Below are 22147 nucleotides of genomic sequence, written 5' to 3'. Positions count from 1 at the left end.
CACCGGGCCGCCTCGGGAGCCGGCGGCCTCACGGCGCGCCACGTCCGGCGTAGAGGCAGTCCAGGGCCTCGTCCAGCAGGCACAGGGCGGCGTCGCTCCAGCCACGCAGCCGCTGCTGGGGCGTGGGGCGGCCCACGTGGGGGATGAGCTGCGCGTCGGCGGCGTCCTCGATGAACTGGGCCTGCTGCTCCGGGTTGAGCTCCGCCCAGCGCCGGTGACCCACGGCCTTGCGCCAGTCGTAGCCGTCACCCAGGTATTGCGCGGCGAGCGCGCCGCTCAGGTAGCCCGTGCCGCCGTGCTGGTGCTGCCACACGTGCGTGAGCTCGTGCACCAGCAGCCGGAAGCCCACCGCGCCGTAGCCGGGCGGGATGAAGAGGACATCCCCATGGGCGAACGCGCGGCCCGGCAGACCCAGCAGGCCCAGCGCGCCTTCCTTCACGCGCACGCAGCGGTAGTCCAGGCTGTCGCCGAAGATGGGACGCAGCCGGTCCACCTCCGCGTCCGTCAGCCGGCGGCCCACGGGCTCCAGGCCCGTCACCACCTGCACGGCGGACAGCACGCGCCCGCCCAGCATCAGCACCAGGTCCACCGGCACCTGCGCCACGCGGAACAGGCAGCGCTTGAGCTGGGGCAGCCCGTCGCGCGAGCGCCCCGTCGCGCAGCGGGCCATGCCGCCGGCGAAGAGCACCAGCGCCAGGTACGCGCTGCGCGCGGCGCCCGCGGACGCCCCGGCGATACCAGTGAACAAACCGTGGCCCGCGTCCGCCACCCGCGCCGTCAACGGCGCCAGGCGGGGAGCGTCACCACGGCGGGAGTCACGGACTGCTTGCGGATTGAGCGAGGTGGGAGACCCCAAGGACCCTCTCCAAGAGCGAGCGCAGCTCACCGGCGCGCCAGGGCCGGCCGAGTGCGAAGTGGGTGTCACAGGCCGTCAGGAAGGTGGCGCTCGCTTCAGGACGGAAACCAGAGGACAGGAGGATGCGCGGACCGTGGAAGCCCCGGTCCACCAGACGGCAGAGGAAATCGCTCACGACGCGGCGATCCGCGTCCAGGTCCAGCACCAGCCCGTCCACCTCCACGCCCATGTCCAGCCGCCGGTCCGCCGACGTCGCCCCCAGCGACGTCACGATCCGGCACGCCAGCCCCACCTCACGCGCCACCGCCAGCCGGACCTCCGGGGCCTCGGAGACCACCAGCAGGACCGGCGCCGCCTTCCCCGTCCGGGGCGAAGCGACCGGGACCCGGGCCCCGCGCCGCGCACCCGGGACCGCGGGCGCCGTGGGACGGCTGAAAGCGAATTCCGGGACAAGGAGGGAAGATGGTGCGGTGGACACGCCCCAAACAATAAGCAGCAAGAACGGAAATATCAAGCTTGGCTTGAATCACCGCCAGAACGGGGAGTTCCTACCAGGGTGAGGGACGCGATCTCCGGGGCGGGGCCCAGGCGCAACGGGGGGCCCCAGTAGCCCGTGCCGCGGTGCGTATAGACCCGGGTCCCGGCGACGGTGGCCAGGCCCTGGACGACGGGCTGCTGGAGCTTCACGAAGAACATGAAGGGGAAGATCTGCCCGCCGTGGGTGTGGCCGGACAGCTGGAGGTCCACGCGCAGGCCCTGCAGGGACAGGGCGGTGCGGGGCTGGTGGGCCAGCAGCAGGCGGGGCACGTCCGGCGGGGCGCCAGCGAGCGCGAGGTCGGGGCGGCTCTCCAGGGGCGGATCGATGTGGCCGGCATCGTGGTCGGTGACGCCTGCGACGACGAGCCGGGCGCCACCGCGCTCCACGACGCGGTGTTCGTTGGTGAGGACGGTGATGCCCAGCCGGGCGACCTCGGCCATCCAGGCGCGGGCGCCGTGGTAGAACTCGTGGTTTCCGGTGACGTAGTAGACGCCCAGCGGAGCCTTGAGGGACGCGAGCGGCGTCATCTGGTCGCGAAGCTCCTCCACGGAGCCGTCCACCAGGTCGCCGGTGATGGCCACGATGTCCGGCTTCAGGGCGTTGACCTGGTCCACCACGCGCTGGAGCCACACGCCGTCCAGGGTGGGGCCCACGTGCACGTCGGACAGCTGCACGACGCGCAAGCCCTCCAGGCCCGGGCCCAGGTCCTTGAGCGCCACGGTGGTGCGCTCCACGCGGGCCTTGCCGCGCGCGGTGACGAAGGCGAAGGCCACGGCGGGCACGACGGTGCCCAGCACGGCGGCCGCGCGGCCCCGGGCGAGCGCGTGCATGTCCGTGACGGTGCCGGACAGGGACAGCACGGCGCCGACGACGTCCGAGGCCAGCACGGCGGTGAGGAAGATGCCGAACGCGCCCAGCCAGAGGTACGCGCCCCACTGGATGACGCGGGAGAAGCCGGTGGCCTCACGGCGGGCGGCGCGGAAACCCGCCAGCAGGACGAGGAAGCAGAGGCCCAGCAGTCCCCAGCCCACGGCGGCCCAGGGAGCGGGCCAGCCGGGCGCGGTGAAGAGGCGCAGGCCGATGTAGACGTGCAGCGCGACGGGCAGGCCCAACCCCAGGAGGAGGGACAGCACCGACCGCCAGCCGGGAGCCCCGGCCGAGCGCCGGGCCCGCCGTGATGAAGCTTCTTCCGAGGACACGTCCGTCGTCACGCGCGCCACCCTGTCGTCCCGGGAGCCGGGACGCCTTCGAGCGCGGGAAGATAACGGCCACCCCCACGCCGCGCCCGCCAGCCCCGCCGGACGCCTGGCGGGCCGTCATGAACTAGTATTTCTTGATAAACATGGAATCACACTCTGGGTATTCCTGGCTCGCGCTGGCGCTGTGCAGCGTGTTGACGACGGGCTGCGCGACCGCGACGTGCCTCGACAGTGTGACGTGCTGTGTGGAGGCACACCCGGGCAATCCGGCCGCGTGTGGACTCACGGCGGGCGAAGCGGCAGCCCTCATGGGAGCCGCCGCAGGCGCCGGGAGTGCGGCCGCGATCACGTCATCTCAAGCGAAGGAGGATGAGTTCGCGCACAACGCCCACCTTCCCGAATGGAAGCAGCGGTGCATCCGCGCATGGAACGACTGTGCCGACGGTAGACTCGATGGTCCCTGCACAGCCTGTCTCCGCCGCTGCGAGGGACAACACGAGTGGCCTGTCGATATGTGCGGGCCGAAGCCGAGGAAGCGTTAGATGACCGCCCGACCCGATTGGGACGCGATACGGGACCTGTCGCGTCGTGTGCTGCGAGAGGGAGCCCCCCTGGCCCTCACGCAGGACGTGCGCGCGCTCCTCCTCCGCACCGCTGACGAAGTCGGCATCGACAGCGCCTCCGAAGCCCTCCGGACCGATGCCGGTGCGCTCACGCTCCTGCGCGAGTGCGCCCGCCGCATCACGGACGGATCCAACAGACTCATGGATGCGCTGCACCGGATGTTCCGGTACCAGGACGCGGGCGATTACGAGCGAGCGCGCCAGGAGATGCGCGACGTGCTCTCTGTCGAAGTCGTCCCCTACTACCGCGAGGCAGCACAGGGACAGCTCGACGACATGGCCGACGCGCCGTGACCGGTCTGGGCGCGGCGCCCCAAAGGCAGCCGCGCCCTGCCCCTGTCAGCTCCGCGCCCGGCGGCGGCGCACCAGGGCGCCCAGGCCCACCAGCGCCCAGAGGCTGATCATCCCCGCGGGCGCCGAGCCGCAGCCGCAGCCCACGTCCAGGTCGGTGGGGCCTCGCACCTGGAAGTCCACCTCCGGTGAACGCAGCCCCGCCTCGCCCTGCGGCGTCACGACCTGGGCGACGACCTTGTGCGCCCCCGTCGCGAGCGCCTTGTCCGCCGTCAGCACGTGGCGGAAGACGCCTTCGTCATCCGCGGTGGCGGTCGCGAGCGCCGTGCCGTCCAGCTCCAGTCGCACGGACGTGCCGGGCAGCGCCACGCCCACGAACATGAAGGTCGGATCCACCGTCGAGCCCTCCTCGGGCACGAGCACCCTGGGCGTCGCAGGATCCACCGGGCCCGCGTCGGAGCCGCCATCCGTTCCGCCGTCCGCGCCGGGCACCACCACCTCGAAGCCCACGACGTCGGAGTACGGCCCGTCATCGCCCGCCTCGTTGTGCGCGTGCACCGTGACCTTGTGCGTGCCCACGCTCAGCGGCGCGGTGGCCGGCACCTGGTAGCGGAAGCGGCCCAGCAGGTCCAACGGCACGATGTTGTCCGGCCCGTCGTCAATCACGACGCCCACGCTGACGCCATTGGCCGCGGTGCCGGCGAACAGCGGCGTGGGCCCCACCGTGTCCCCGTTCGAGGGAACCACCAGCACGGCCATCTGCACGACGCCACCGTCCGCGAGCACCACCGCGGGCGTGGTGAAGCGCACCGGCGTGGAGGGCTTGCTCGCCACGCCCAGCGACTCCGCCCACGCGACGACGTCATGCGCGCCCGCGCTCAGCGGCGCGGTGGGGTCGTAGGTGAAGCGGCCATCCGAGCCCGGCACCGCCGCGCCAATCTCCCGCCCATCCACGACGAGGTGGACGACCGGCCCGTTCGTGCCCGCGGTCCCTTCGAAGCGAGGGCGCGTGGTGGTGGACGCCTCGCCCGCCACCGGCGCCGTGATGACAGGCGTGACGGGGACCTGGAAGGACTGGGACAGCTCCTGCACCGTCCCCGTGGACGTGCCCGAGCCCCCGTCCGGAGTGCCGGCATCCGACGTCGTGGTGGCCGGCCCCGCGCCGTACGAACCCGCGCCCGGGTAGGCGGACACGCCCGCGCTGCCCGCGCTCGCGTTGGGCACACACGCGAGGGTCTTGCCCTCGAGCAGGATGCGGCCCCCGGCGCCACCACCGCCCGGCCCGAAGGGCTGCTTGTCCAACTGGGTGTTGCCGCCCGCGCCGCCCCGCGCCTCGACCCCGCCGCAGTTCACGATGTCCACCGCGCGCAGCACCACCGCGCCGCCCGCGCCGCCACCGCCCGCGCCGTCGTTGCCCGACGAGGCCCCCGCGGTCGAACCCGAGGCGCTGTAGATGCCCTTGCCCTCGAACGCGGTGGAGCGGATGAACACCACGCCGCCGCCTGCGGCGCCGTTGGAGCCGGCCTGGTCGGAGCCCTGCCCCGCGCCGCCGCCACCGCCGAACGTGAAGCGCTCGAACACGGAGTAGCTCAGCGCCGCGCCGCCCAGCCCGCCCTGGTCGCGCGAGCCGTCCCCGGAAGCCGTGCGCCCGCCAATGCCGCCCACGCCGCCGTGCCCGCCACCGCCACCGCCGGCCGCCGCGCAGTTGCCGCCGCCACCGCCGTTGGTCAGGTTGCCGCGCCCGGTGGTGATGCCGGTGCGGGAAATCTTGCCAGCCACGCCCTCGCCGCGCTCGGAGCCACCCTTGCCATGGTCCAGCTCCAGCGCCGTGCAGCCATTCAGGTCGGCGATGTCGGCCTGGAAGACGCCGCCCAGGGAGCCCAGGCCATCCGCGTCGATGCGGCCTTCGTTGACCACCTTCCCACTCACCAGCATCGCGAGGATGCCGCCGGACTTGCCATTCCATGGCGTCACGGTGAGCCGCGCGCCCGCCTCGATGACGACGTCGGAGTACTCGGCCACGCGCACCACCTGGGCGCGCCCGGAGGCGTAGGCGTAGCGCAGCGGTGCGGTCAGCGTGAGGAGGGCGGGCGTGGAGGACGACACCTTCTCCAACCGCGCCAGTTCCCAGCGCCCCAGCGTGACCGCCCCCGTCAGCGCCACGGGCTTCGTGTTGCCCACGTCAGGCGCGGAGGACAGGCCGGTGCTCTCGTGGATCATCACCAGGTCGCCAGCGGAGATCTTGAGGCCGGAGACGACCAGCTCCTGGCCCCCCGCCGCGACGCTCTTGCCCAGGGGCGCGTCCACGCCCATGGCGACGCCCTGTCCCGAAACGAGGTTGAGCACGCCGTCGCGTCCGGTGCCCAGGTCAAAGGAATCCGGCTCCGCGCGAGCGACCTGCGCCAGGAGCAATCCAACGATGAGAGCCAGCGTGATGCGCATTCCCCCATGGTGCCCCACCGGGCGTCCGGGGTCGAGGGTGGCCCAGCCGCTTCAGCGGGACGGAATCAGGTCCTGGAGCCCCCGCGCGTTGACGGGCGCGAAGAAGGGCTGCCGCAGGAGCCGTCCCAGGGCGCGGCGCTCGACGCAGAGCAGTTGGAGCGAGTCCTCCCACTCCCCCAGCACGGCCACCGCGCGCACGTCGGCCGCGTCGCGGTACAGGTCGTTGAGGTTGTGCACGAGCGCGGACACGTCCTCCACCTCCCAGCGCTCCGTGACGTCGCCCGCCGCGACGTGCAGTTCCAGCACGGGGCGCTCGCGCACGTCCACGACCTTGAACTTCCGGGCCGCGCCGCCCATGGCCGCGGTGAGGGGGCCCACCAGCTCATCCGGTCGGACGCCATACCCCACGGCGAGCCCGCCCTCGAGCAGGCCCGCGTCGCACAGCCGCAGCAGCGACACGTGGGGAGGCTCGCCCTTGGGTACGAGCCCGGACGCGGCGGCGGAATCCTTGAGCAGCCGCTCGCGGTCGAGCGCATCCAGCAGGGAGGCCATGGCCGGGCCACCCTATCAGGGCTCCTCGCCCTCCCAGTAATCCACCTGCGCGTCCAGGGGCAGGTACGCCATCAGCGTGCGCGCGGCCTTGTCACCTCCGGGCGCGGCGCCCGCGAAGACGCCCACCTTCTTCGAGTCCGGGTACACGAGCACGTCCGGCGCCTCCATGGTGGAGAAGCACAGGTAGCGCAGCGGCTCCGCGCCGTCGTTGATGAGCTGGTGCGCGCACTCCGCGCCCGGCGGCAGCGCGACGTAGTCCCCTTCGCGCACGGGCAGCGTCTCCGTCCCCAGGCGCAGCGAGCCCGTGCCGGACAGGACATAGACGGCCTCTTCATTGCCCAGGTGGTAGTGCAGCGGCCACGAGCGGCGGCCCGGAGGAAGCTCCACCAGGCTGCACCCGAGCTTGTGCCCATGCGCGGCGGCGCCCAGTTGCTTGCGCTTGAGCGCCACGCGGCTGCCGTGGGCGAGCTCGGTCCAGGGAACGTCTTCGGCGTGGATGAGGTGGGGCGAGGCCATGGCGGACTCCTGTTTCACGGGCGCTCCGCGACGAGCGCGAACACGCGGTGGGGAACGGACATCGGCTCCTGGGGGAAGCGCGCGGTGAGGAGCGCGGCCAGCGCGGCGTCGAAGCGGGCCACCTGCTCTGGAGGGAGCATGGCGCCAATCCGCGCGTTGGCGCGCATCCGCCCGCGCCACGCTTCGTGGGTGTAGGGCGTGAGCGTGTCGAAGGTGAAGGACGTGAGGGACTGGAAACCGGCCACGCCCACGTCGCGGAACCACTGCGGGTAGATGCCCACGCCTTGTCCGAAGTGGTCGACGGCCAGTTTGACGCGAGGGCTGAACTCCTCCACCAGGGCCTCGGTGGCCTCCAGCAGGTTGCCGGGCAGGGCCGTCCAGTCGAAGTGGCAGAGGATGAGCTTCCCGCCGGGCTTGAGCAGGCGGAAGACCTCGCGCGCGGCGGCGGCGCGGTCGAACCAGTGCCAGCACTGGCCCGCGAACACACGGTCGAAGGAACCCGAAGGCAGGCCGGTGTTCTCCGCGGGCGCTTCACGGAAGTCCACGCGGAGGCCCTCGTCGCGAGAGAGTTGTGCCGCGGCCTCCAGCTGCGGCGCGGACACATCCAGGGCGGTGACGTCGCAGCCGCGCCGGGCCAGGTTGCGCGCGACGGTGCCGGTGCCGGTGCCCAGGTCGAGCACGCGCAGGCCAGACGTCAGCACGCCGTCCTGTTCGAGCCGTGTGTAGAAGGCCTCCGGGAAGCCTGCCCGGTGTTTCGCGTAGTCCGACGACGTGCGTCCGAAGTCCACGTTCATGGTCGTTCTCCCCGCCAGGTCATGCCTCGGCCATGGGGAGGCTCAGCTCGACAGGAGGGTCCAGTCGAGTCGAGACTCCGCTCCAGGGAGGCACGCGAAACATGGTGCGTCGTGCAGGGGGACGTTCTCAATCTCGATTCGACCATCCAGTTGAGGAGGAGTTGCTGCGCGCGGAGGAGGCGGCGGCCCTGCTGGGGGTAAAGCGAGCGACGCTCTACACGTACGTGAGCCGGGGGCTCGTGCGGTGCGTGCCGGAGAAGGGCACGAAGGAGAACCGCTATCTGCGCGCGGACGTGGAGCGGTTGAAGACGCGCCACGACGCCCGCGCGGGCCACGCGGCGGTGGCCTCCGGAGCCCTGCGCTGGGGCGAGCCCGTCATCGACTCGTCGGTGTCGCGCATCAGCGAGGAGGGACTCTCCTACCGGGGCCACGACGCGGTGGAGCTGGCCACACAAGGCCACCGCTTCGAGGACGTGGCGGAGCTGCTGTGGACCGGGCATCTGCCACTGGAGGCCACGACGTGGCCCGCACCGGAAGCACCGTGGGACACCGTTGGGACCACAGAGCCGTCGGTGCGAAACACGCGGTCATCGTCCTCGGAGCGCAGTGGCGCACCTTCGCGAGACACGCGGCAGTCGGCCTCGGAGCGCGTCGCTTCAGAGACCAGGGACGCGCTGCTCGTGTCCCCCAGCGCTCTCGCAGCGATGCTCCCGCGAGACACTCCGCCCCTGTCCTCCCTGGCCGCGCTGGTGCCGCTCCTCGCCGCGAGTGACGCGGGCCGCTTCGCCGCTCCCGTGGAACAGGACATGCTCCGCGCACGTCGGATCATCCGTCACCTGGGCGCGTGGGTCTGCGTGGCCCAGGCTCCCAGCCGCGTGTCGCGAGCATTGAAGGAGCCCACGGTGGCCGCTTCACTCGCCACGGCCTGGGACGCGAAGCCGAAGCGGACCGCGGAGCTGATCAACCTGGCGCTGGTGCTCTGCGCGGACCACGAGCTGAACACCTCCACCTTCGCGGCCCGCGTGACAGCGTCCTCCGGCGCGGACCTGTACGCGTGCATCAGCGCGGCGCTCGCGGCCATCTCCGGCCACCGTCACGGCGGCGCCTGCGACCGGGTGGAAGCGCTCATCGCGGAGGTCGGCCGTCCGGAGCGCGCCGCGCAGGTCGTCCACGGACGACTGCGCCGGGGTGAAGCCGTGACGGGCTTCGGCCACCGCCTCTACCTGAAGGGAGACCCGCGCACGCCACCGCTCGTCGCCGCCGCGTCGAGCGTGAAGCCCGAAGCACCCAAGGTCCGCGTGGCCCGCGCCGTCATGGACACCATGCGGGACGCCGGCCATCCGCCCCCGTCCCTGGACTGGGGCCTGGTGATGCTCGCGGACGCGCTGGGCCTGCCTTCCGGCGCCGCCACCGTGCTGTTCAGCCTGGGCCGCACCGCGGGCTGGGTCGCCCATGTCCTGGAGCAGCGTGAACAGGGCCACCTGCTCCGCCCCCGCGCCCGCTACGTGGAGCCCCCGGCCCGGTAGCACCCTGAAACATGACGGGCGGCTGTCACATGGCGTGCACGCCGCGCGGCTTTCCGTTTGGCGCTCCGGGCTCCCGTGCACACACTGGCAGCCCCGTGAGCACCTCCCGTCCGACCCTGCCCTATCCCGCCCTGATGTTGCTCGGCAACGTGGCCTTCATCGCCTCGTGGATCGTCATCCTCAAGCGCCCTGAGGGCTGGCAGCTCGTCGGCCCCGTCCTCCTCGCCCTCTTCCTGGCCCTGCGCGTGGGCGGCGTGTGGAAGTACGCCCTGAACCACCCGGACCCCGCCGGCCGCACGAGGCGCTCCGCCATCCTCTCCACCGTGTTGGCCGCGCTGGCCGTGGGCCTCTGGGGCTACACGTGGATGAGCGGTCCCCGCTAGGGATGAGCGGTCCCCGCTAGCAAACGAAACGGGCGCTCCTTCCGTGAGTGGAAGGCAGCGCCCGTCGTCACTTCCAACAGCGGAAGCAGTCCCGCGTCAGACGTTGAAGCGGAAGTGCATGCAGTCGCCGTCCTGCACGACGTACTCCTTGCCTTCCACGCGCAGCAGGCCCTTCTCCTTCACCGCCGCCTCGCTGCCCAGCTTCACCAGGTCCGTCCACCCGAAGACTTCCGCCTTGATGAAGCCGCGCTCGAAGTCGGAGTGGATGACGCCCGCCGCCTGCGGCGCCTTGAAGCCCTTGTGGATGGTCCACGCGCGGCACTCCTGCTCGCCCACCGTGAAGTACGTCCACAGGCCCAGCAGCTTGTAGCCCTCGCGAACCACCTTGTTCAGGCCGGGCTCCGTCAGGCCGGAGTCCGCCAGGAAGCCAGGGCGGTCGGCCTCGGCGAGCTGCTGGATTTCCGACTCCAGCGCCGCCGCCAGCACCACCACGCCCGCGCCCTCCTTGGCGGCCATGTCGCGCACCTGCTGCACGCGCGGGTCGCTGTCTTCCTTGCCAATCTGCCCTTCGCTGATGTTCGCCACGTACAGCACGGGCTTGTCCGTCAGCAGGAACAGGTCCTGGATGGCCGCCTTCTCGTCGTCGGTGAGCTTCTGCGCGCGCACCGTGAGGCCTTCATCCAGCTTCGCCTTGATGCGGTCCAGCAGCGCGACCTCGGCCTTCGCCTCGTCGCCCGCCTTGCCACCCATCTTGGTGTTCTTCAGCGAGCGCTCGCGGCGCTTCTCCACGGTCTCCAGGTCCTTGAGGCACAGCTCCGTGTCGACCACGTCCCGGTCCCGCACCGGGTTCACGCCTCCCTCGACGTGAGTGACGTTGTCGTCCTCGAAGCAGCGCAGCACGTGGAGCACCGCGTTCACCTGCCGGATGTTCCCCAGGAACTGGTTGCCCAGGCCCTCGCCCTTGGACGCGCCGCGCACCAGGCCGGCGATGTCCACGAACTCCAGCGACGTGGGGATCTTCTTCAGCGGCTTGACGAGCGCCGACAGCTGGTCCAGGCGGTCGTCCGGCACCGGCACCACGCCCACGTTCGGCTCGATGGTGCAGAACGGATAGTTCGCCGCCTGAGCGCCCGCGGCGGACAGGGCGTTGAACAGGGTGGACTTGCCCACGTTGGGCAGACCGACGATGCCAATGGAGAGAGCCATGATGGATTCCTGGAACAGGCGGGCGCGGCGGAAGACTCCCGGCCGTTAGGCCGAGCGGCGGGTCGCCGAGGCGCTGGTGGCGCCGGGCAGGCCCTGCACGAACTGCTCGGCCAGCGCGCGGTGCTTGGCGTCGTCCATGCGCTCGCTCATGAGCTTGCCGGCCACTTCCATGGCCAGGTCCACGGCCATGGAGCGGACCTCCGCGATGGCCTTGGCCTTCTGGTCGTCAATCTCGCGGCGGGCGGACTGCTTCAGCTCCTCCGCCTCCTTGCGGCTCTTGGCCATCAGCTCGTCGCGGAACTTCTCCATGTCCGCCTGCACGCGGCGGGTGGTCTCCGCGGCCTCGCGGCGGGCCTCGGCGATGGCCGTCTTCTGGTCGGCGAGCAGCTTCTCCGCCTCGGCGCGCTCACGCTTCGCGCTCTCGATGGCGTTGGTGATCTGCTTCTCGCGCTCCTCGACGAGCGACAGGATGGGCCCCCACGCCTTCGCCCGCAGCACCAGCAGGACGATGACGAAGGTGACGATGGTCCAGAAGATGAGGCCCGGACGGACCTCCACGAAGCTGCTGGCGGCGAGGACTGAGGGCAGGAACATGGCGGGTCCCGGTGAAGCGAAAAGACAGAGGGAGGATGCGGGAGACTTCAGGTGCGACGGTACGGCGGTACTGCGAGCCGGAACGCCGGCGCCCCTTCTTCCCGAAGAGGACGCCGGCTCCCGGTGACACCAACGCCCTGACTCAGACCTTGATGGCGAGCAGGATGCAGACGACCAGCGCGAACAGCGTGGCGCCTTCGATGAGCGCCGCGGCGATGATCATCGTGGTGCGGATGTCGCCGCCGGCGGCCGGCTGACGGCCCGTGGCGTCCATGGCGGCGGCGGCCAGCTTGCCGATGCCGAGGGCGGCGCCGATGATGGAGAGACCCGCGCCGATACCGGCGGCGAGGAACGCGAGAGCGATGTTGGTCATGGGAGCACGTCTTCTTTCGTGAGGCGGGACCCGCTTGTGGGGGGGTCGTGAAATCCCTTTAGGACTACCTCCGGCGGCCTTTCGAACCGCCGGGTCTTCAACCGGAGCGCGCCGTCACAAAGACGTGCGCCCCGTCAACTTGTCCGGCTCAGGCGTGGTGCGCCTTGCCGTGGTCGTGGCTCTTGTCACCTTCGTGGTGCTCGTCGTGGTGGTGGCCCATGGCCACGCTCATCCCGATGAACAGCGCCGACAGCATGGTGAACACGTACGCCTGCACGAAGGCCACGAACAGCTCCAGCAGGTAGATGCCGAAGGCGAACGGCACGCTCACCAGCGCCACCGCGGGGTTGCGGAGCATGAAGATGAGGCCCAGCAGGAAGAAGATGACGATGTGGCCCGCCAGCATGTTGGCGAAGAGACGGATGGTGAGCGCGAAGGGCTTGGTGAACAGGCCCAGGACCTCCACCGGAATCATGATGGGCCACAGCCAGGGGGCCACGCCGCCCGTCAGGTGCTTCAGGTAGCCACCGATGCCCGCGGCGCGGATGCCCGCCGCCTGCGTGACGAAGAAGGTGCACAGCGCCAGGCCGCACGTGACGGCGATGTTGCCCGTGGCGGTCGCCATCCAGGGGAACAGGCCCAGCAGGTTCATGAAGAGGATGAAGAAGAACGCGGTGAGCAGGTAGGGCACGTAGCGGGGGCCCTCCTCCTTGCCGATGTTCTTGATGGCCAGCTCGTCGCGCACGAACAGCACGAGCATCTCGAAGAGGTTCGCCCCGGCGCCGCGCGGCACGAGCTTCGTCTTGTCGCGGTTGCTCCAGATGAGCAGCGCGCCGATGAGCAGCAGCGCCGCCAGCCACATCATCACCGTGTGCTTGGTGATGGAGAGGTCCAGGCAGCCGGCGCCCAGGCCCGGGTAGACCTCGCCGTGACCGCCGCCGTGCGGATCCGCCACCGGCGTGCAGGCGCCATCCTTCAGCGGGATGAGGATCTGCGGCAGGTGGATGGGGATGTGGTTGTTGCTGAGGGGGATCTCGAACTCGTACTCGTTCGAGTCGGACACGTGGTGGAGGATGTAGCCGGCGACGTCATCGCCCTCGGCGTCCTTGTCCTCGTTCGCGTAGCCGTGCTCGCCGGCCTGGTCGGAGGCCCATACGACGCCCGCGAACAGACAGGCGAACAGCACCATTGCCTTGCGCATCACTCGTCTCCGCCCGCCGTGTCTTTCGACGCGGCCATCACGTAGCTGACTTCAATCCACTGCAGCGCGAAGTAGACGCCGAAGAAGCCGCCCACGAACGCGATCGCGCTCAAATTCCGGGACACCACCCACGCCAGCCCAATCCCCACGCCCACGCCCCTGAGGGCGAAGACCACACCGACCACCTTCAACGCCGCCTTCAAATCCGCCTGCAACGACGCGCGCCGCTTCAGCACCAGCGCCAGCACGCCCGTCATCGCCGCGATTCCCACGCCCAGCAGCGCGGCGACCCGGTCCTCCGTCACCTTCGGCAGCGCCGCCGCCACCACCGCGCCCACGCCCATCACCGCCGCCGCCAGCCCCGCGTGCGTCCAGAACGGGTCCCGCTTCGGCTGTCCGCCCGTCCCCGTCACTTGCGCTTCCCCAGCCGCGTCATCGCATGGAGGAAGCTGTAGAACCCCACGCCAATCCCCACCAGGCTCAAGCCCAGGAGCAGCCAGGGCGACGTCCCCAGCCACTTGTCCAGGAAGTATCCTCCCAGGACCCCCACCACCGCCCCGCCCACCAGCTTCCAGACCGCGGAGATGTACGGCTCCGCCGCCCGCATCTGCCGGGCCGTCTCGCCCAGCTCACTGCCCGGCGCGTCCGCCTGCTTCCGAGGCTCCTGGTCTGCCATGCGGACGCCTCACCAAACCCCGGGAAAGTCTTGGGTTTCCTTCACCAACCCCGACCCCGCCCATACACGCGCGGGCGCCGCTTAGCACCGAATGAGCGGCGCGTGCAACCGGTACGGGGGCGCGGGGCACCCCACCGCCAGCAGCGGTTGCGGCACCCGCAAGCGCAGCTACCACGGCGCCGGGGCCGGAGGGGTGGTTTCTCCTCTATAGCAGGGGCTCAAAGGAGCAGGCGGCCCTGGGGGCGCCCGGTGGATCAGCGGCGGCAGGGGGTCGCCGGAGCATGGGGGAGGTGACGGGCGGCCGGGCGGAGCGCCCTCCGTCTCTCAGCACCGGGACTCCGTCATCGCCAGCTTGGCAGGGGTCACGTTGGCCGTTCATGCCCAAGGAGTCACGCATGCCGAAGCCGCTCGAGCTCACCTCGCCGAAGTTCAAGGACGGGACGCCCATCCCCATCGCCTACACCGGTGAGGGCGACGACAAGGCGCCTCCCCTGCACTGGGAGAACCTCCCCGCCGGGGCCAAGAGCCTGGCGCTCATCGTGGAGGACCCGGACGCGCCGGACCCGGCGAACCCCCAGCGCACCTTCTGCCACTGGGTCCTTTATAACCTCCCGATCAACGCCCAGAACATCCCGGACGGGGCGACCCTGGACGTGCTGCCGGACGGGGTGCGGCTTGGGCGCAACGACTTCAACCGGCAGGACTACGGTGGCCCCATGCCGCCCATCGGCAGCCACCGGTACTTCTTCAAGCTGTACGCCCTGGACACGGTGCTGCCGGACCTGAACCAGCCCAACCGCACGCAGCTGCTCAAGGCGATGGAGGGTCACATCGTGGGGGAGACCCAGCTCATGGGCACCTACGAGAAGACGCACCACCGCAAGCATTGAGGCGCACGGGGCACCTCAAGGTGACGGCAGCTCGCGCAGCATCACGGCGGGCAGGTGGGGCACCTTGAGGTACTCCACGCGCGTGGGCTTCGGCTCCACCAGGGGCCAGCCCGGCGCGTCCAGCGCGGCGAGCAGCGTGAGCACCGGGTAGTCGAAGGACTCCACGAACGGGCCTGACGCCGGCATGGGGGCAAGACCCCACGCGAGCGACAGGCGCAGCCGTTCGCACCGCGCCAGCTGTGGCACGTAGGCGGGCAGACGCTGGAGGAGCTTCGCGTGCGGGGCGTGCTCGCCCGCTTCCAGGAAGCGGCAGTACGCGATGGCCTCCTCGCGGTTGAGCACTTCAGGCAGCACGTCCTGGAGGAAGCGCGCTCGCAGCGGGCCCAGCTCTGGCCGCTTCGCTTCGTCCACCCAGGCGAGCTGTTCGCGCACGCGCTCGGTGCGGTGGAAGTCCATCATCCTGCCGGCGCGCTCCACCACCACCGGATCCACCCGTTGGAGTGCCTCCACCTCCAACGACGTCAGGTCCAGCGGGGCCAGGGCCTTGGGTGCATCGCCGCGCCACGCTTCACGGAAGCGGGGATCCACGTGCAGCCGCGCCAGGACTTCCAACGTTCGTGGATAGCTCATCTCAAGCCGCGCTCGCGCCGCAGCGCTGGAGGATGGCGCGAGCGCGGGCCAGCTCCTCCACCAGCTGCGCGAAGGGAGGAAAGCCGCTGTCCATCTCGAAGTTCACCCCGCGCACCGGGCTGCGTGGCGCGACGTATTCCAACAGGCGCCACACCTCCTCCGGTGACGGCGCGGAGTGGCTGTCCAATCTCAATCCCTCCATCGTGACGCCTCCCGCCAGGTGCACCTGCACCACGCGCTCCAATGGCAGCCGGTCCAGGAAGGCATACGGATCGAACCCGTGGTTGACCGCGTTGCAATAGAGGTTGTGCAAGTCCAACAACAGTCCGCAGTCCGCGCCCTCCACCACGCGGCGCAGGAACTCCGCTTCATCCAACGTGTTGAGCGGCGTGTGGAAGAGATACGCGATGTTCTCCACCACGAACGGCACGTCCAGGTCCGCCCGCGCCGCCTTCACGTTGCGCACGCACGTGGCCACCGCCTCCTCCGTCAGCGGCACCGGCGTCAGCGCGCGCAGGGGCAGGTTCCCCACGCGCGTGAAGCACAGGTGGTCTCCGTGCCAGACGCTCCGGGTGAGCTGACGGACGCGCTTCAAACCGTCGCGGTAGCCGGGCGCGTCCACGCCGTCCGAGCCCACCGACAGCTCCAGGCTGTGGCCCACCAGGGGATAGCGCTTCGCGAGCAACTCCAGCCGCCGCTCCGAGTCCGGCGTGAGCGGCAGGAAGTGCTCGGGCGTCACCTCCAGCCAGTCCACGCCGGGGTTGCCACGCGCCAGGTGCGGATTGAGGTCCCAGCGATAGCTGAGCCCCACGCCCAGGAAGGGAAGACCCATGGCTTCAGCCCTTGCGCCGCGCCATCACCTGGAAGTGCTGTCCCAGGACGGCGAAGCCCTCGTGCGCCAGCTTCTCCTGCAACGCCAGTATCTCCTCGCGCGCGGCCCACGCGTCCCACGGCTTCTCCTCGGTGCCGCCCTGCGCGGCCGCCATCGCCTTGAGCATGTCGAAGAACATCACCGGCTTGCCGAAGATCTCCAGCAACTCCGCGCCCGCATCCGCTACCGCGTGCTCCAATTCGCGCACCGTGAAGGCATGCACCGGCAGGCCATACGGGCAGGTCGTGCGGCCGTCGTGGAGCGTGCGGAAGGCCTCCTGCGGCTTGCCCAGCTTCAGGTAGCCGGAGAAGGCCTCGTAGCGGTTGTCCACGCCCAGCACCACCGGCGCGCCCGGCTTCGCCACGCGCACCAGCTCCTTCACCGCGCGCGGGTACGCGTCCAGGCAGTACGACACCGGGTCGCCTTCGCAGAAGACCAGGTCGAAGGCCGCGCCCGGCAGCTCCAGCGCCGCGACGTTCCCCTCCACGAAAGACACGCGGTCCAGCAGCCCCTTCGCGGCGAACTGGGCCCTGGCGCCGTCCAGCATGCCCGGAGAGATGTCCAGCACGGTGACGTGGTGCCCGGCTTGCGCGAAGCGCGTGCCGAACTTGCCGCCCCCGCCGCCCGCGTCCAACACGCGCCAGGCCGTGCCGTCCTTCGGCAGCAGCGCCTCCACCGGCTTCCAGGTGAGGTGCTCGTACGTCAGCCAGAACAGCTTGATGGCCGTGGCGTCCGGCGCGCCCTGGTCGTACTTCGGGGACACCTCGTCGTAGCGGCGCTTGAGGCTCTGCGGGTCGGCGGAGGTCATGCGAATGGCCCTTGGGACAGGTCAGTAGTTGAAGGAGATTTTCGAGAGGATCCGCCGCTCCTGGGAGCCGCCGAAGGGCTGATCCGTGTAGACGAGGAAGATGTCGCTCCACTGGCGGTAGTGCCACCCCACCATCGCGTCCAGGAACGTGCCCTTCACGGAGTTGTAGTCCGCCAGCTCGTACACGCCGCCCTTCTGCAACGTCAGGCGCGCGTAGAGGTCCGGGCTGAAGTGGTAGCGCAGCTGCGCGTAGCCGGAGAAGCTGTAGCCGTCCCCGGACGTGCCGTAGAGGTCGCTGTTCGTGGGCACATTGAAGTTGCGCGTGTAGAAGCCGCTGAAGCGCGCGACGATGTGCGGCCCCACCTTCATGTTCACCGCGCCGTTGAAGCCGCGAATCTCTCCGCCCAGGAAGCGGCCGGCGACGGCCGTCAGCGTGTAGCTCTGCCAGTCGTGCGGGAACAGGGTGAAGCCAAACGTGCCCAGCCGGTCCCGGAAGCCCAGGTTGTCGTCGTAGATGCCCTCCAGGTAGAGCGCGAAGTCGTGGTGCAGGTAGGGCTGCACGTTGAGGCGGTTGCGCCAGCGCGTGCGCTCGCCCTCGTGGTTGCGGCGCCACAGCGAGTCCCACGTCATGTCCAGCCGGGGCAGGAAGCGCCACCCGGGGAACGGGTTCAGGAACAGGCGCGAGTTGTAGCCCTGCTTGTCCACCACCGGCGTCCAGCCCAGCGGGTTCGCGTAGTTCTTCCCGATGTCCTCGAACTGCAACCAGAACTCCGACAGCGTGTCGAAGCGGTGCAGGCCCACGTGGTACGCGTCCGAGTCCTCGTTGCCCAGCGGGCTCCAGCTCTTCAGCGCCTGCGCCTGGATGAAGAACTCCTCGAAGAGGTGGAAGTTGCCGTCCACGCCCACCGTCTGGAAGTCCGAGTCCCCGAACAACCCGCCCCGACCGCTGCGGTTGAGCGCCACCAGGGAGATCATCGACCGCTTGCCGATGTCCTGCTGCAAGCGGATGACGCCGGAGTTGACGTTCTCGAAGACCTCGCGGCCGTTGGCGTCCCGGCCGGTGAGGTCGCGGTGCTGCACGTCCATCATCGAGAAGCTCAAGCCCCCCAGCTTGCCGGTGAGCTGCAGGCCGCCCCACACCCGGTCATGCGGCCGCAGCGCGATGCGGCGCGAGGTGAAGACGTTGATGGGCGCGATGAAGAGGTGCTCGCTCTCCGTGAAGAACGCGCGGCGCTCAGGCAAGAGCGGCATGTCCGTGTCCAGGAGGAGGAAGCTCTGGTCGGCTTCCGCGTCGCTGAAGTCCGGGTTGGCGGTGAGCTTCACCGACAGCCAGGGCGTCGGGTCGATGCGCGCGTCCGCGCCCACGTTGGGACGGAAGACGCCCCGGTCGTCCGTGGTCTTGAGCGCCACCGTGGTGGCCACGTACGGGGTGATGCTGAAGATGGAGCGCGGCTTGATGCCCTTGAGCCCCTCCAGGTGCGGGTAGCGGCTCACCTTCGCGCTGTTGACGCCGTCCGGCGTCCAGTTGCTCCACTCCTGGTTGCGCGACTGTTCGCGGTCCAGGAGCATGCCGAAGGACATCTCGTCCTTGGCCTCGAACTGGAAGTTGGCGAACGGGATGCGCACCTCCGAAATCCACCCGTCCTTCACGATGGTGGACTTCGTCTCCCACTCCCCTCGCCAGTTGGTGGAGAAGGCCTCGCCGTCATCCACGATGCGCCCGTCGGTGCGCACGCCCAGCGGGTTGGTCCAGAAGTAGTACGCGTTCCGGTGGTCCAGGAACGTGTCCAGGATGATGGTGATGTTGTCCTCCTGGTGGAGGAACCCTTCGTTCTGCACCGTGTAGCCGGTGATGCGCTCCGGCTTGGAGTCGATGCAGTGGAAGAGGAAGTACAGGTTGTCCTGGTCGTAGAGGATGCGGACCTTGGTGTCGTCCGGCGCGGGCTTGCCGTAGTTGACGCGCGTGAGGTACCAGCCCGCGATTTCGGGGGCCTCCTGCCACGCGGGCTCGTCCCCCTTGCCGTCGATGGTGATGACGGCCTGCGTCCGCGTCGCGGTGACCTTGTACGGCGAATCAGCGTGTCCCAGCGTGGGCACCAGCGCGGCCAACAGCGCGGTGCCCCAGCGACACACGTGGCGAAGGGGACTCATCCAGGCTCCGAGGTGGGGGTGAGGGCGGCCACGGGGGCCGGTTCAGGAGTGGCGTGTGAAGACGCCTCGCGCACGCGCGACACACAGCCGAGCGCCAGCACGAGGGACACCGACGAAATGAGGAACGTGCTGCCGATGCCGGCTGCTTGCGCGACGAAGCCGTAGGTGACGGGCGCGAGCACGGAGGCCAGCGCGCCGCAGGCGCCCAGCGCGCCCATGAACCGGCCGCGCTCGGAGGGCGCCGGGGACTGCTCCACCACCAGCGCGGACGCGGAGGAGCGGTGCAGGCCGTCCGGGATGGCCAGCAGCACCCAGGCCACCACCAGCGTCATCAACGCGGCGCCGTCCGGCAGCCATCCCGCGGCCCCCAGCACCGCGGCCATCACCGCCATGCCCGCGAGGCCCGGCACGATCATGCCCACGCGCCGGGACAGCCGGTCCGACAGCCGTCCGCCGAAGGGCTGCACGAACGCGTACGTCAGCCACGACGCCGCCACCAGCGGCCCCACGGCCTCCCGGGGCGCGCCCAGCTCCACCGCGTACAGCGGCAGGTACGTGGGGAACAGCGCCAGCGCGAAGGTGAAGAAGAACTGCCAGAGGAACAGCGCCGCCGCGCCCGGCCGGTCCTTCACGTAGGTGAACGGCGACAGGAGCCCCCGGAACACCAGTCCCCACGCAGCGCCCGCCCCACCGCGCACTGCCTCCGCGCGCGGGGGCCGCGCCGGTTCGTCCAGCCCCAGCAGCAGCAGGCTGCCCGCGAGGAACAGGCCCCCCGCCAGGAAGAAGGTGCCCGCCACCGACAGCGCGCGGATGACGGCGGAGGACGCGAACAGCGCCGCGACGAACACCAGGTTCGACGTGGCATCCAGCAGCGCGAAGAGGGTGGCGCGCTGCCTGGCGGGCGCGAAGTCCGCCACCATCGCGTTGGACACCGGCGCCGCGCTGCGCGACAGCAGCATCTTGAGGATCATCACGGCGGCGAGCGGCTGCGGGTCGTCCACCAGCGCCACCGCCGGCACCATCAGCGACGTGACGAGCGACAGGCCCACCACGAAGGGCTTGCGCCCATGGCGGTCCGACAGCGCCCCCAGCACCGGCTGCACGAAGATGGGCAGCAGCGCCCCCACCGTGTAGAGCGCGCCAATCTCCTGGAAGCCCAGCCCGCGCGAGCGCAGGTACAACGGCATCACCGGGTTGAGCAGGCCGGAGGCCGCCATGCCCAAAAGCCCCGAGCCCAGCATCACCCGCAGGTTCCCCAGCCCCCGCGTCAGCCCATACATCTCCCGGATGGCACCCACGCCCTGGCGGATCATCCCCCCACCCCTTCTCCAGAGCCGGGCGCGTCGGCACGAGGCTTCAGCCCCAGCACCGCCTCCACCGCCTTCGTGAGCGTGGGCACCGGCCGCACGTCCAGCGCCGTCAGGGGCGCCGCGTCGAACCCGCTGCCCTCCGGCACGAACACCGCCACCCTGTCCGCCCGCGGAAACACCTGCTTCACGTAGGACTGCGCCACGCCCAGCTTTCCCTGGAGGAACTCGCGCGGCGCGGGCGCGAGCTTTTCCCCATGCGCCTCCAGCGCCACGCCCGTGCCCAGGAAGGGCGACGGCAGCGGCAGGCCCGCGAGCAGCGCCACCCACGCGACGAACAGCGGCAGCGACGCGCTCCGGCCATCCAGCGTCACGTTCCGGCCGCGCGGCGAGACGTGCAGGTCCGTCTCATCCCACGGCAGCGCGTAGCGCGCGCGGCCCACCGCGGACAGGTGGCGCGCATGGTCCTGCCACGCGGCGGTGAAGGCATTGCCCCGCGACACGTCCGTCCACAGCCGTCCCTGGCCGGGGCGCACGGACACCTCCACGGGCACGACTCGAAAGAGCGCGTGTCCGCCGACGTCCGCCTGGGTGAAGAGCAATACCTGCGTGGATGCGGGCAGCATGGGCGGGCGTGTCGGCGAGTGAGAGGAAAGACACAGCCGGGAGGAGGACCACGGCCCTCCTCCCGGCCATGAAACGCGTTACTCCGCGACGACGATCACGCTCATGCCGTTGGAGCAGGTGCACTTGTCGGACGACGCGGAAACGCGGACGATCTCGGACTGGATGTACATGGTGGTTCTCCTGGGATGGATGTTTGGGACTTGGGAACCGACGGGCGCGACTACTCCGCGCTCACGGTGGTCGAGGCGATGACCATGCCGTTGGAGCAGGTGCACTTGTCGGTGGCGGCGGACACGCGGACGATCTCGGACTGGATGTACATGGTGATTCTCCTGGATGGATTGCTGCGTTCACTGCGGTGAAACATGGCGGAGTGTGAACAGGGGGTCTGACATTGCCTGCCAACACTCCGGTGCTTCATTCCAGCCGTGAAAAGACGTCTCACGTCTGGCATCACGCGCACCCGGGGCGACCCGGGCACACGGGATTCCCAAGGGCCAGGACATGGCCCGGCCTGTCCCTCTCACGAGGGGAAAAAGCCACTCAGCGGACGGCGAAAGTCAGACGGGGCGCGAGGGCTCGCACAGCCCCAGTTCCTGGAACTGCGTCACGGTGCGCTGGACGTCGGCGCGGATGGCCTCCTCCTGGCCCGCGGCGCCCAGCCGGAGCGCCAGCGACGCCACCGCCCCCTCCAGGGACGTGTCGCCCTGGCACAGCTCGAAGATGCGGGCGGCGGTCTCGTTCACCCGGAAGACCTCTCCGCCCTCGGTGTCCATGAGGAAGAAGGCTTCGTCCTGCTGCTGGACGATGACGCCGGAAGTCGCGCGGGGCAGATTCAAGACATCCCCTCCGAAGGCGCGGCCCCCGGGGATTCCTGACGGAAGCAGGAAGGCGTCGGAATCCGGTTCAAGCCGCGCTGTTACAATTCCATGTTTCTAAATGCTCCAATAAAGCCTGTCAATACATGCAAGGATTCGGGTTGGGGCATCATGAGAGGGTTTGCGAACGTGCCGGGTCCTGAAGCGCCGCGTCGGTCCAGAGCGGGGACCGGCTGTTGTGCGGTGGTGGGCGATTGACGGGCGGGGGTGGCTTC

Annotated in this window: 24 protein-coding genes; 4 read left to right on the top strand and 20 right to left on the bottom strand. The window is 70.2% G+C overall.

The window, feature by feature from the left end:
* Window positions 1-28 precede the first annotated feature (28 nt).
* The 3 genes from D7Y11_RS07655 to D7Y11_RS07645 form a co-directional block, all read right to left on the bottom strand.
* Window positions 29-856: a DUF4157 domain-containing protein gene (locus D7Y11_RS07655; protein WP_233605113.1), complete on the bottom strand. Its 828-nt coding sequence runs from the start codon at window positions 854-856 to the stop codon at window positions 29-31.
* On the bottom strand, window positions 816-1193 hold the full coding sequence (locus tag D7Y11_RS07650; RefSeq protein ID WP_304988689.1) for a hypothetical protein: 378 nt from the start codon (window positions 1191-1193) through the stop codon (window positions 816-818). Before D7Y11_RS07650 ends, D7Y11_RS07655 begins: the two co-directional genes overlap by 41 nt.
* 173 nt (window positions 1194-1366) lie before the next feature.
* Entirely contained in the window at window positions 1367-2527 is a 1161-nt protein-coding gene (locus tag D7Y11_RS07645) for a metallophosphoesterase (RefSeq protein WP_121778275.1), read from the bottom strand.
* Window positions 2528-3135: 608 nt separating this feature from the next.
* Between D7Y11_RS07645 and D7Y11_RS07640 the strand changes: the two genes are divergently transcribed.
* Window positions 3136-3510 (top strand): DUSAM domain-containing protein, encoded by a 375-nt coding sequence (locus D7Y11_RS07640; RefSeq protein WP_120579239.1) that lies wholly within the window; start codon window positions 3136-3138, stop codon window positions 3508-3510.
* 45 nt (window positions 3511-3555) lie between these two features.
* On the opposite strand, the gene D7Y11_RS07635 is transcribed toward D7Y11_RS07640, so the two are convergent.
* Genes D7Y11_RS07635 through D7Y11_RS07620 form a run of 4 tightly spaced genes read right to left on the bottom strand, consistent with a single transcriptional unit; the run spans window position 3556 to window position 7811 of the window.
* Window positions 3556-5949, bottom strand: a complete 2394-nt coding sequence (locus D7Y11_RS07635; RefSeq protein ID WP_120579238.1) for an MYXO-CTERM sorting domain-containing protein — start codon at window positions 5947-5949, stop codon at window positions 3556-3558.
* A 51-nt stretch (window positions 5950-6000) separates the two neighbouring features.
* Window positions 6001-6501 carry a hypothetical protein gene (locus tag D7Y11_RS07630; RefSeq protein WP_120579237.1) on the bottom strand — a complete coding sequence of 167 codons (501 nt, stop codon included), beginning with the start codon at window positions 6499-6501 and terminating at the stop codon, window positions 6001-6003.
* A 15-nt stretch (window positions 6502-6516) separates the two neighbouring features.
* The gene (locus D7Y11_RS07625) at window positions 6517-7017 is read right to left on the bottom strand and encodes a cupin domain-containing protein (protein WP_120579236.1); all 501 of its coding nucleotides are present in this window, start codon (window positions 7015-7017) and stop codon (window positions 6517-6519) included.
* Window positions 7018-7031: 14 nt separating this feature from the next.
* The gene (locus tag D7Y11_RS07620; protein WP_126933361.1) at window positions 7032-7811 is read right to left on the bottom strand and encodes a class I SAM-dependent methyltransferase; all 780 of its coding nucleotides are present in this window, start codon (window positions 7809-7811) and stop codon (window positions 7032-7034) included.
* Between the two features lie 101 nt (window positions 7812-7912).
* Between D7Y11_RS07620 and D7Y11_RS07615 the strand changes: the two genes are divergently transcribed.
* On the top strand, window positions 7913-9337 hold the full coding sequence (locus D7Y11_RS07615) for a citrate synthase (protein ID WP_126933360.1): 1425 nt from the start codon (window positions 7913-7915) through the stop codon (window positions 9335-9337).
* Window positions 9338-9432: 95 nt separating this feature from the next.
* Window positions 9433-9720, top strand: coding sequence for a hypothetical protein (locus D7Y11_RS07610; RefSeq protein WP_199753700.1), 288 nt, complete (start codon window positions 9433-9435; stop codon window positions 9718-9720).
* 96 nt (window positions 9721-9816) lie between these two features.
* Here D7Y11_RS07610 and ychF read toward each other — a convergent pair whose 3' ends face one another.
* From ychF to D7Y11_RS07580, 6 genes are all read right to left on the bottom strand, one after another.
* Window positions 9817-10926 (bottom strand): redox-regulated ATPase YchF, encoded by a 1110-nt coding sequence (ychF, locus tag D7Y11_RS07605; RefSeq protein WP_120579233.1) that lies wholly within the window; start codon window positions 10924-10926, stop codon window positions 9817-9819.
* 45 nt (window positions 10927-10971) lie between these two features.
* A complete protein-coding gene (atpF, locus tag D7Y11_RS07600) occupies window positions 10972-11520 on the bottom strand; it encodes a F0F1 ATP synthase subunit B (RefSeq protein WP_120579232.1) in 549 nt (182 codons plus the stop codon).
* A 142-nt stretch (window positions 11521-11662) separates the two neighbouring features.
* A complete protein-coding gene (locus D7Y11_RS07595; protein WP_014400382.1) occupies window positions 11663-11893 on the bottom strand; it encodes an ATP synthase F0 subunit C in 231 nt (76 codons plus the stop codon).
* Window positions 11894-12041: 148 nt separating this feature from the next.
* Entirely contained in the window at window positions 12042-13094 is a 1053-nt protein-coding gene (gene atpB, locus D7Y11_RS07590) for a F0F1 ATP synthase subunit A (RefSeq protein ID WP_121754502.1), read from the bottom strand.
* A complete protein-coding gene (locus tag D7Y11_RS07585; protein ID WP_120579230.1) occupies window positions 13094-13507 on the bottom strand; it encodes a hypothetical protein in 414 nt (137 codons plus the stop codon). The genes atpB and D7Y11_RS07585 overlap by 1 nt, the downstream gene beginning before the upstream one ends.
* On the bottom strand, window positions 13504-13770 hold the full coding sequence (locus D7Y11_RS07580) for an AtpZ/AtpI family protein (RefSeq protein WP_121754501.1): 267 nt from the start codon (window positions 13768-13770) through the stop codon (window positions 13504-13506). The genes D7Y11_RS07585 and D7Y11_RS07580 overlap by 4 nt, the downstream gene beginning before the upstream one ends.
* Before the next feature lie 395 nt (window positions 13771-14165).
* Between D7Y11_RS07580 and D7Y11_RS07575 the strand changes: the two genes are divergently transcribed.
* Window positions 14166-14660, top strand: coding sequence for a YbhB/YbcL family Raf kinase inhibitor-like protein (locus D7Y11_RS07575; protein WP_121754500.1), 495 nt, complete (start codon window positions 14166-14168; stop codon window positions 14658-14660).
* Between the two features lie 15 nt (window positions 14661-14675).
* Here D7Y11_RS07575 and D7Y11_RS07570 read toward each other — a convergent pair whose 3' ends face one another.
* From D7Y11_RS07570 to D7Y11_RS07540, 7 genes are all read right to left on the bottom strand, one after another.
* Entirely contained in the window at window positions 14676-15290 is a 615-nt protein-coding gene (locus tag D7Y11_RS07570) for a hypothetical protein (protein ID WP_121754499.1), read from the bottom strand.
* 1 nt (window position 15291) lies between these two features.
* Window positions 15292-16122: a DUF692 family multinuclear iron-containing protein gene (locus D7Y11_RS07565; protein WP_126933359.1), complete on the bottom strand. Its 831-nt coding sequence runs from the start codon at window positions 16120-16122 to the stop codon at window positions 15292-15294.
* 4 nt (window positions 16123-16126) lie between these two features.
* Window positions 16127-16969: a class I SAM-dependent methyltransferase gene (locus D7Y11_RS07560; protein WP_126933358.1), complete on the bottom strand. Its 843-nt coding sequence runs from the start codon at window positions 16967-16969 to the stop codon at window positions 16127-16129.
* A 21-nt stretch (window positions 16970-16990) separates the two neighbouring features.
* Window positions 16991-19120: a carbohydrate binding family 9 domain-containing protein gene (locus D7Y11_RS07555; protein WP_120581316.1), complete on the bottom strand. Its 2130-nt coding sequence runs from the start codon at window positions 19118-19120 to the stop codon at window positions 16991-16993.
* Window positions 19117-20433 carry an MFS transporter gene (locus tag D7Y11_RS07550; protein ID WP_121754497.1) on the bottom strand — a complete coding sequence of 439 codons (1317 nt, stop codon included), beginning with the start codon at window positions 20431-20433 and terminating at the stop codon, window positions 19117-19119. Before D7Y11_RS07550 ends, D7Y11_RS07555 begins: the two co-directional genes overlap by 4 nt.
* Window positions 20430-21053, bottom strand: a complete 624-nt coding sequence (locus D7Y11_RS07545) for a hypothetical protein (protein ID WP_120581710.1) — start codon at window positions 21051-21053, stop codon at window positions 20430-20432. Before D7Y11_RS07545 ends, D7Y11_RS07550 begins: the two co-directional genes overlap by 4 nt.
* A gap of 561 nt (window positions 21054-21614) precedes the next feature.
* Entirely contained in the window at window positions 21615-21893 is a 279-nt protein-coding gene (locus D7Y11_RS07540) for a PqqD family protein (protein ID WP_158624594.1), read from the bottom strand.
* Window positions 21894-22147 lie beyond the last annotated feature (254 nt).

The sequence above is a fragment of the Corallococcus sp. AB018 genome (genome assembly GCF_003986945.1).
Classification (GTDB): domain Bacteria; phylum Myxococcota; class Myxococcia; order Myxococcales; family Myxococcaceae; genus Corallococcus; species Corallococcus exiguus.
The sequence above is the reverse complement of the archived record's forward strand: the minus strand, read 5'-3'. Positions and strand labels throughout refer to the sequence as shown.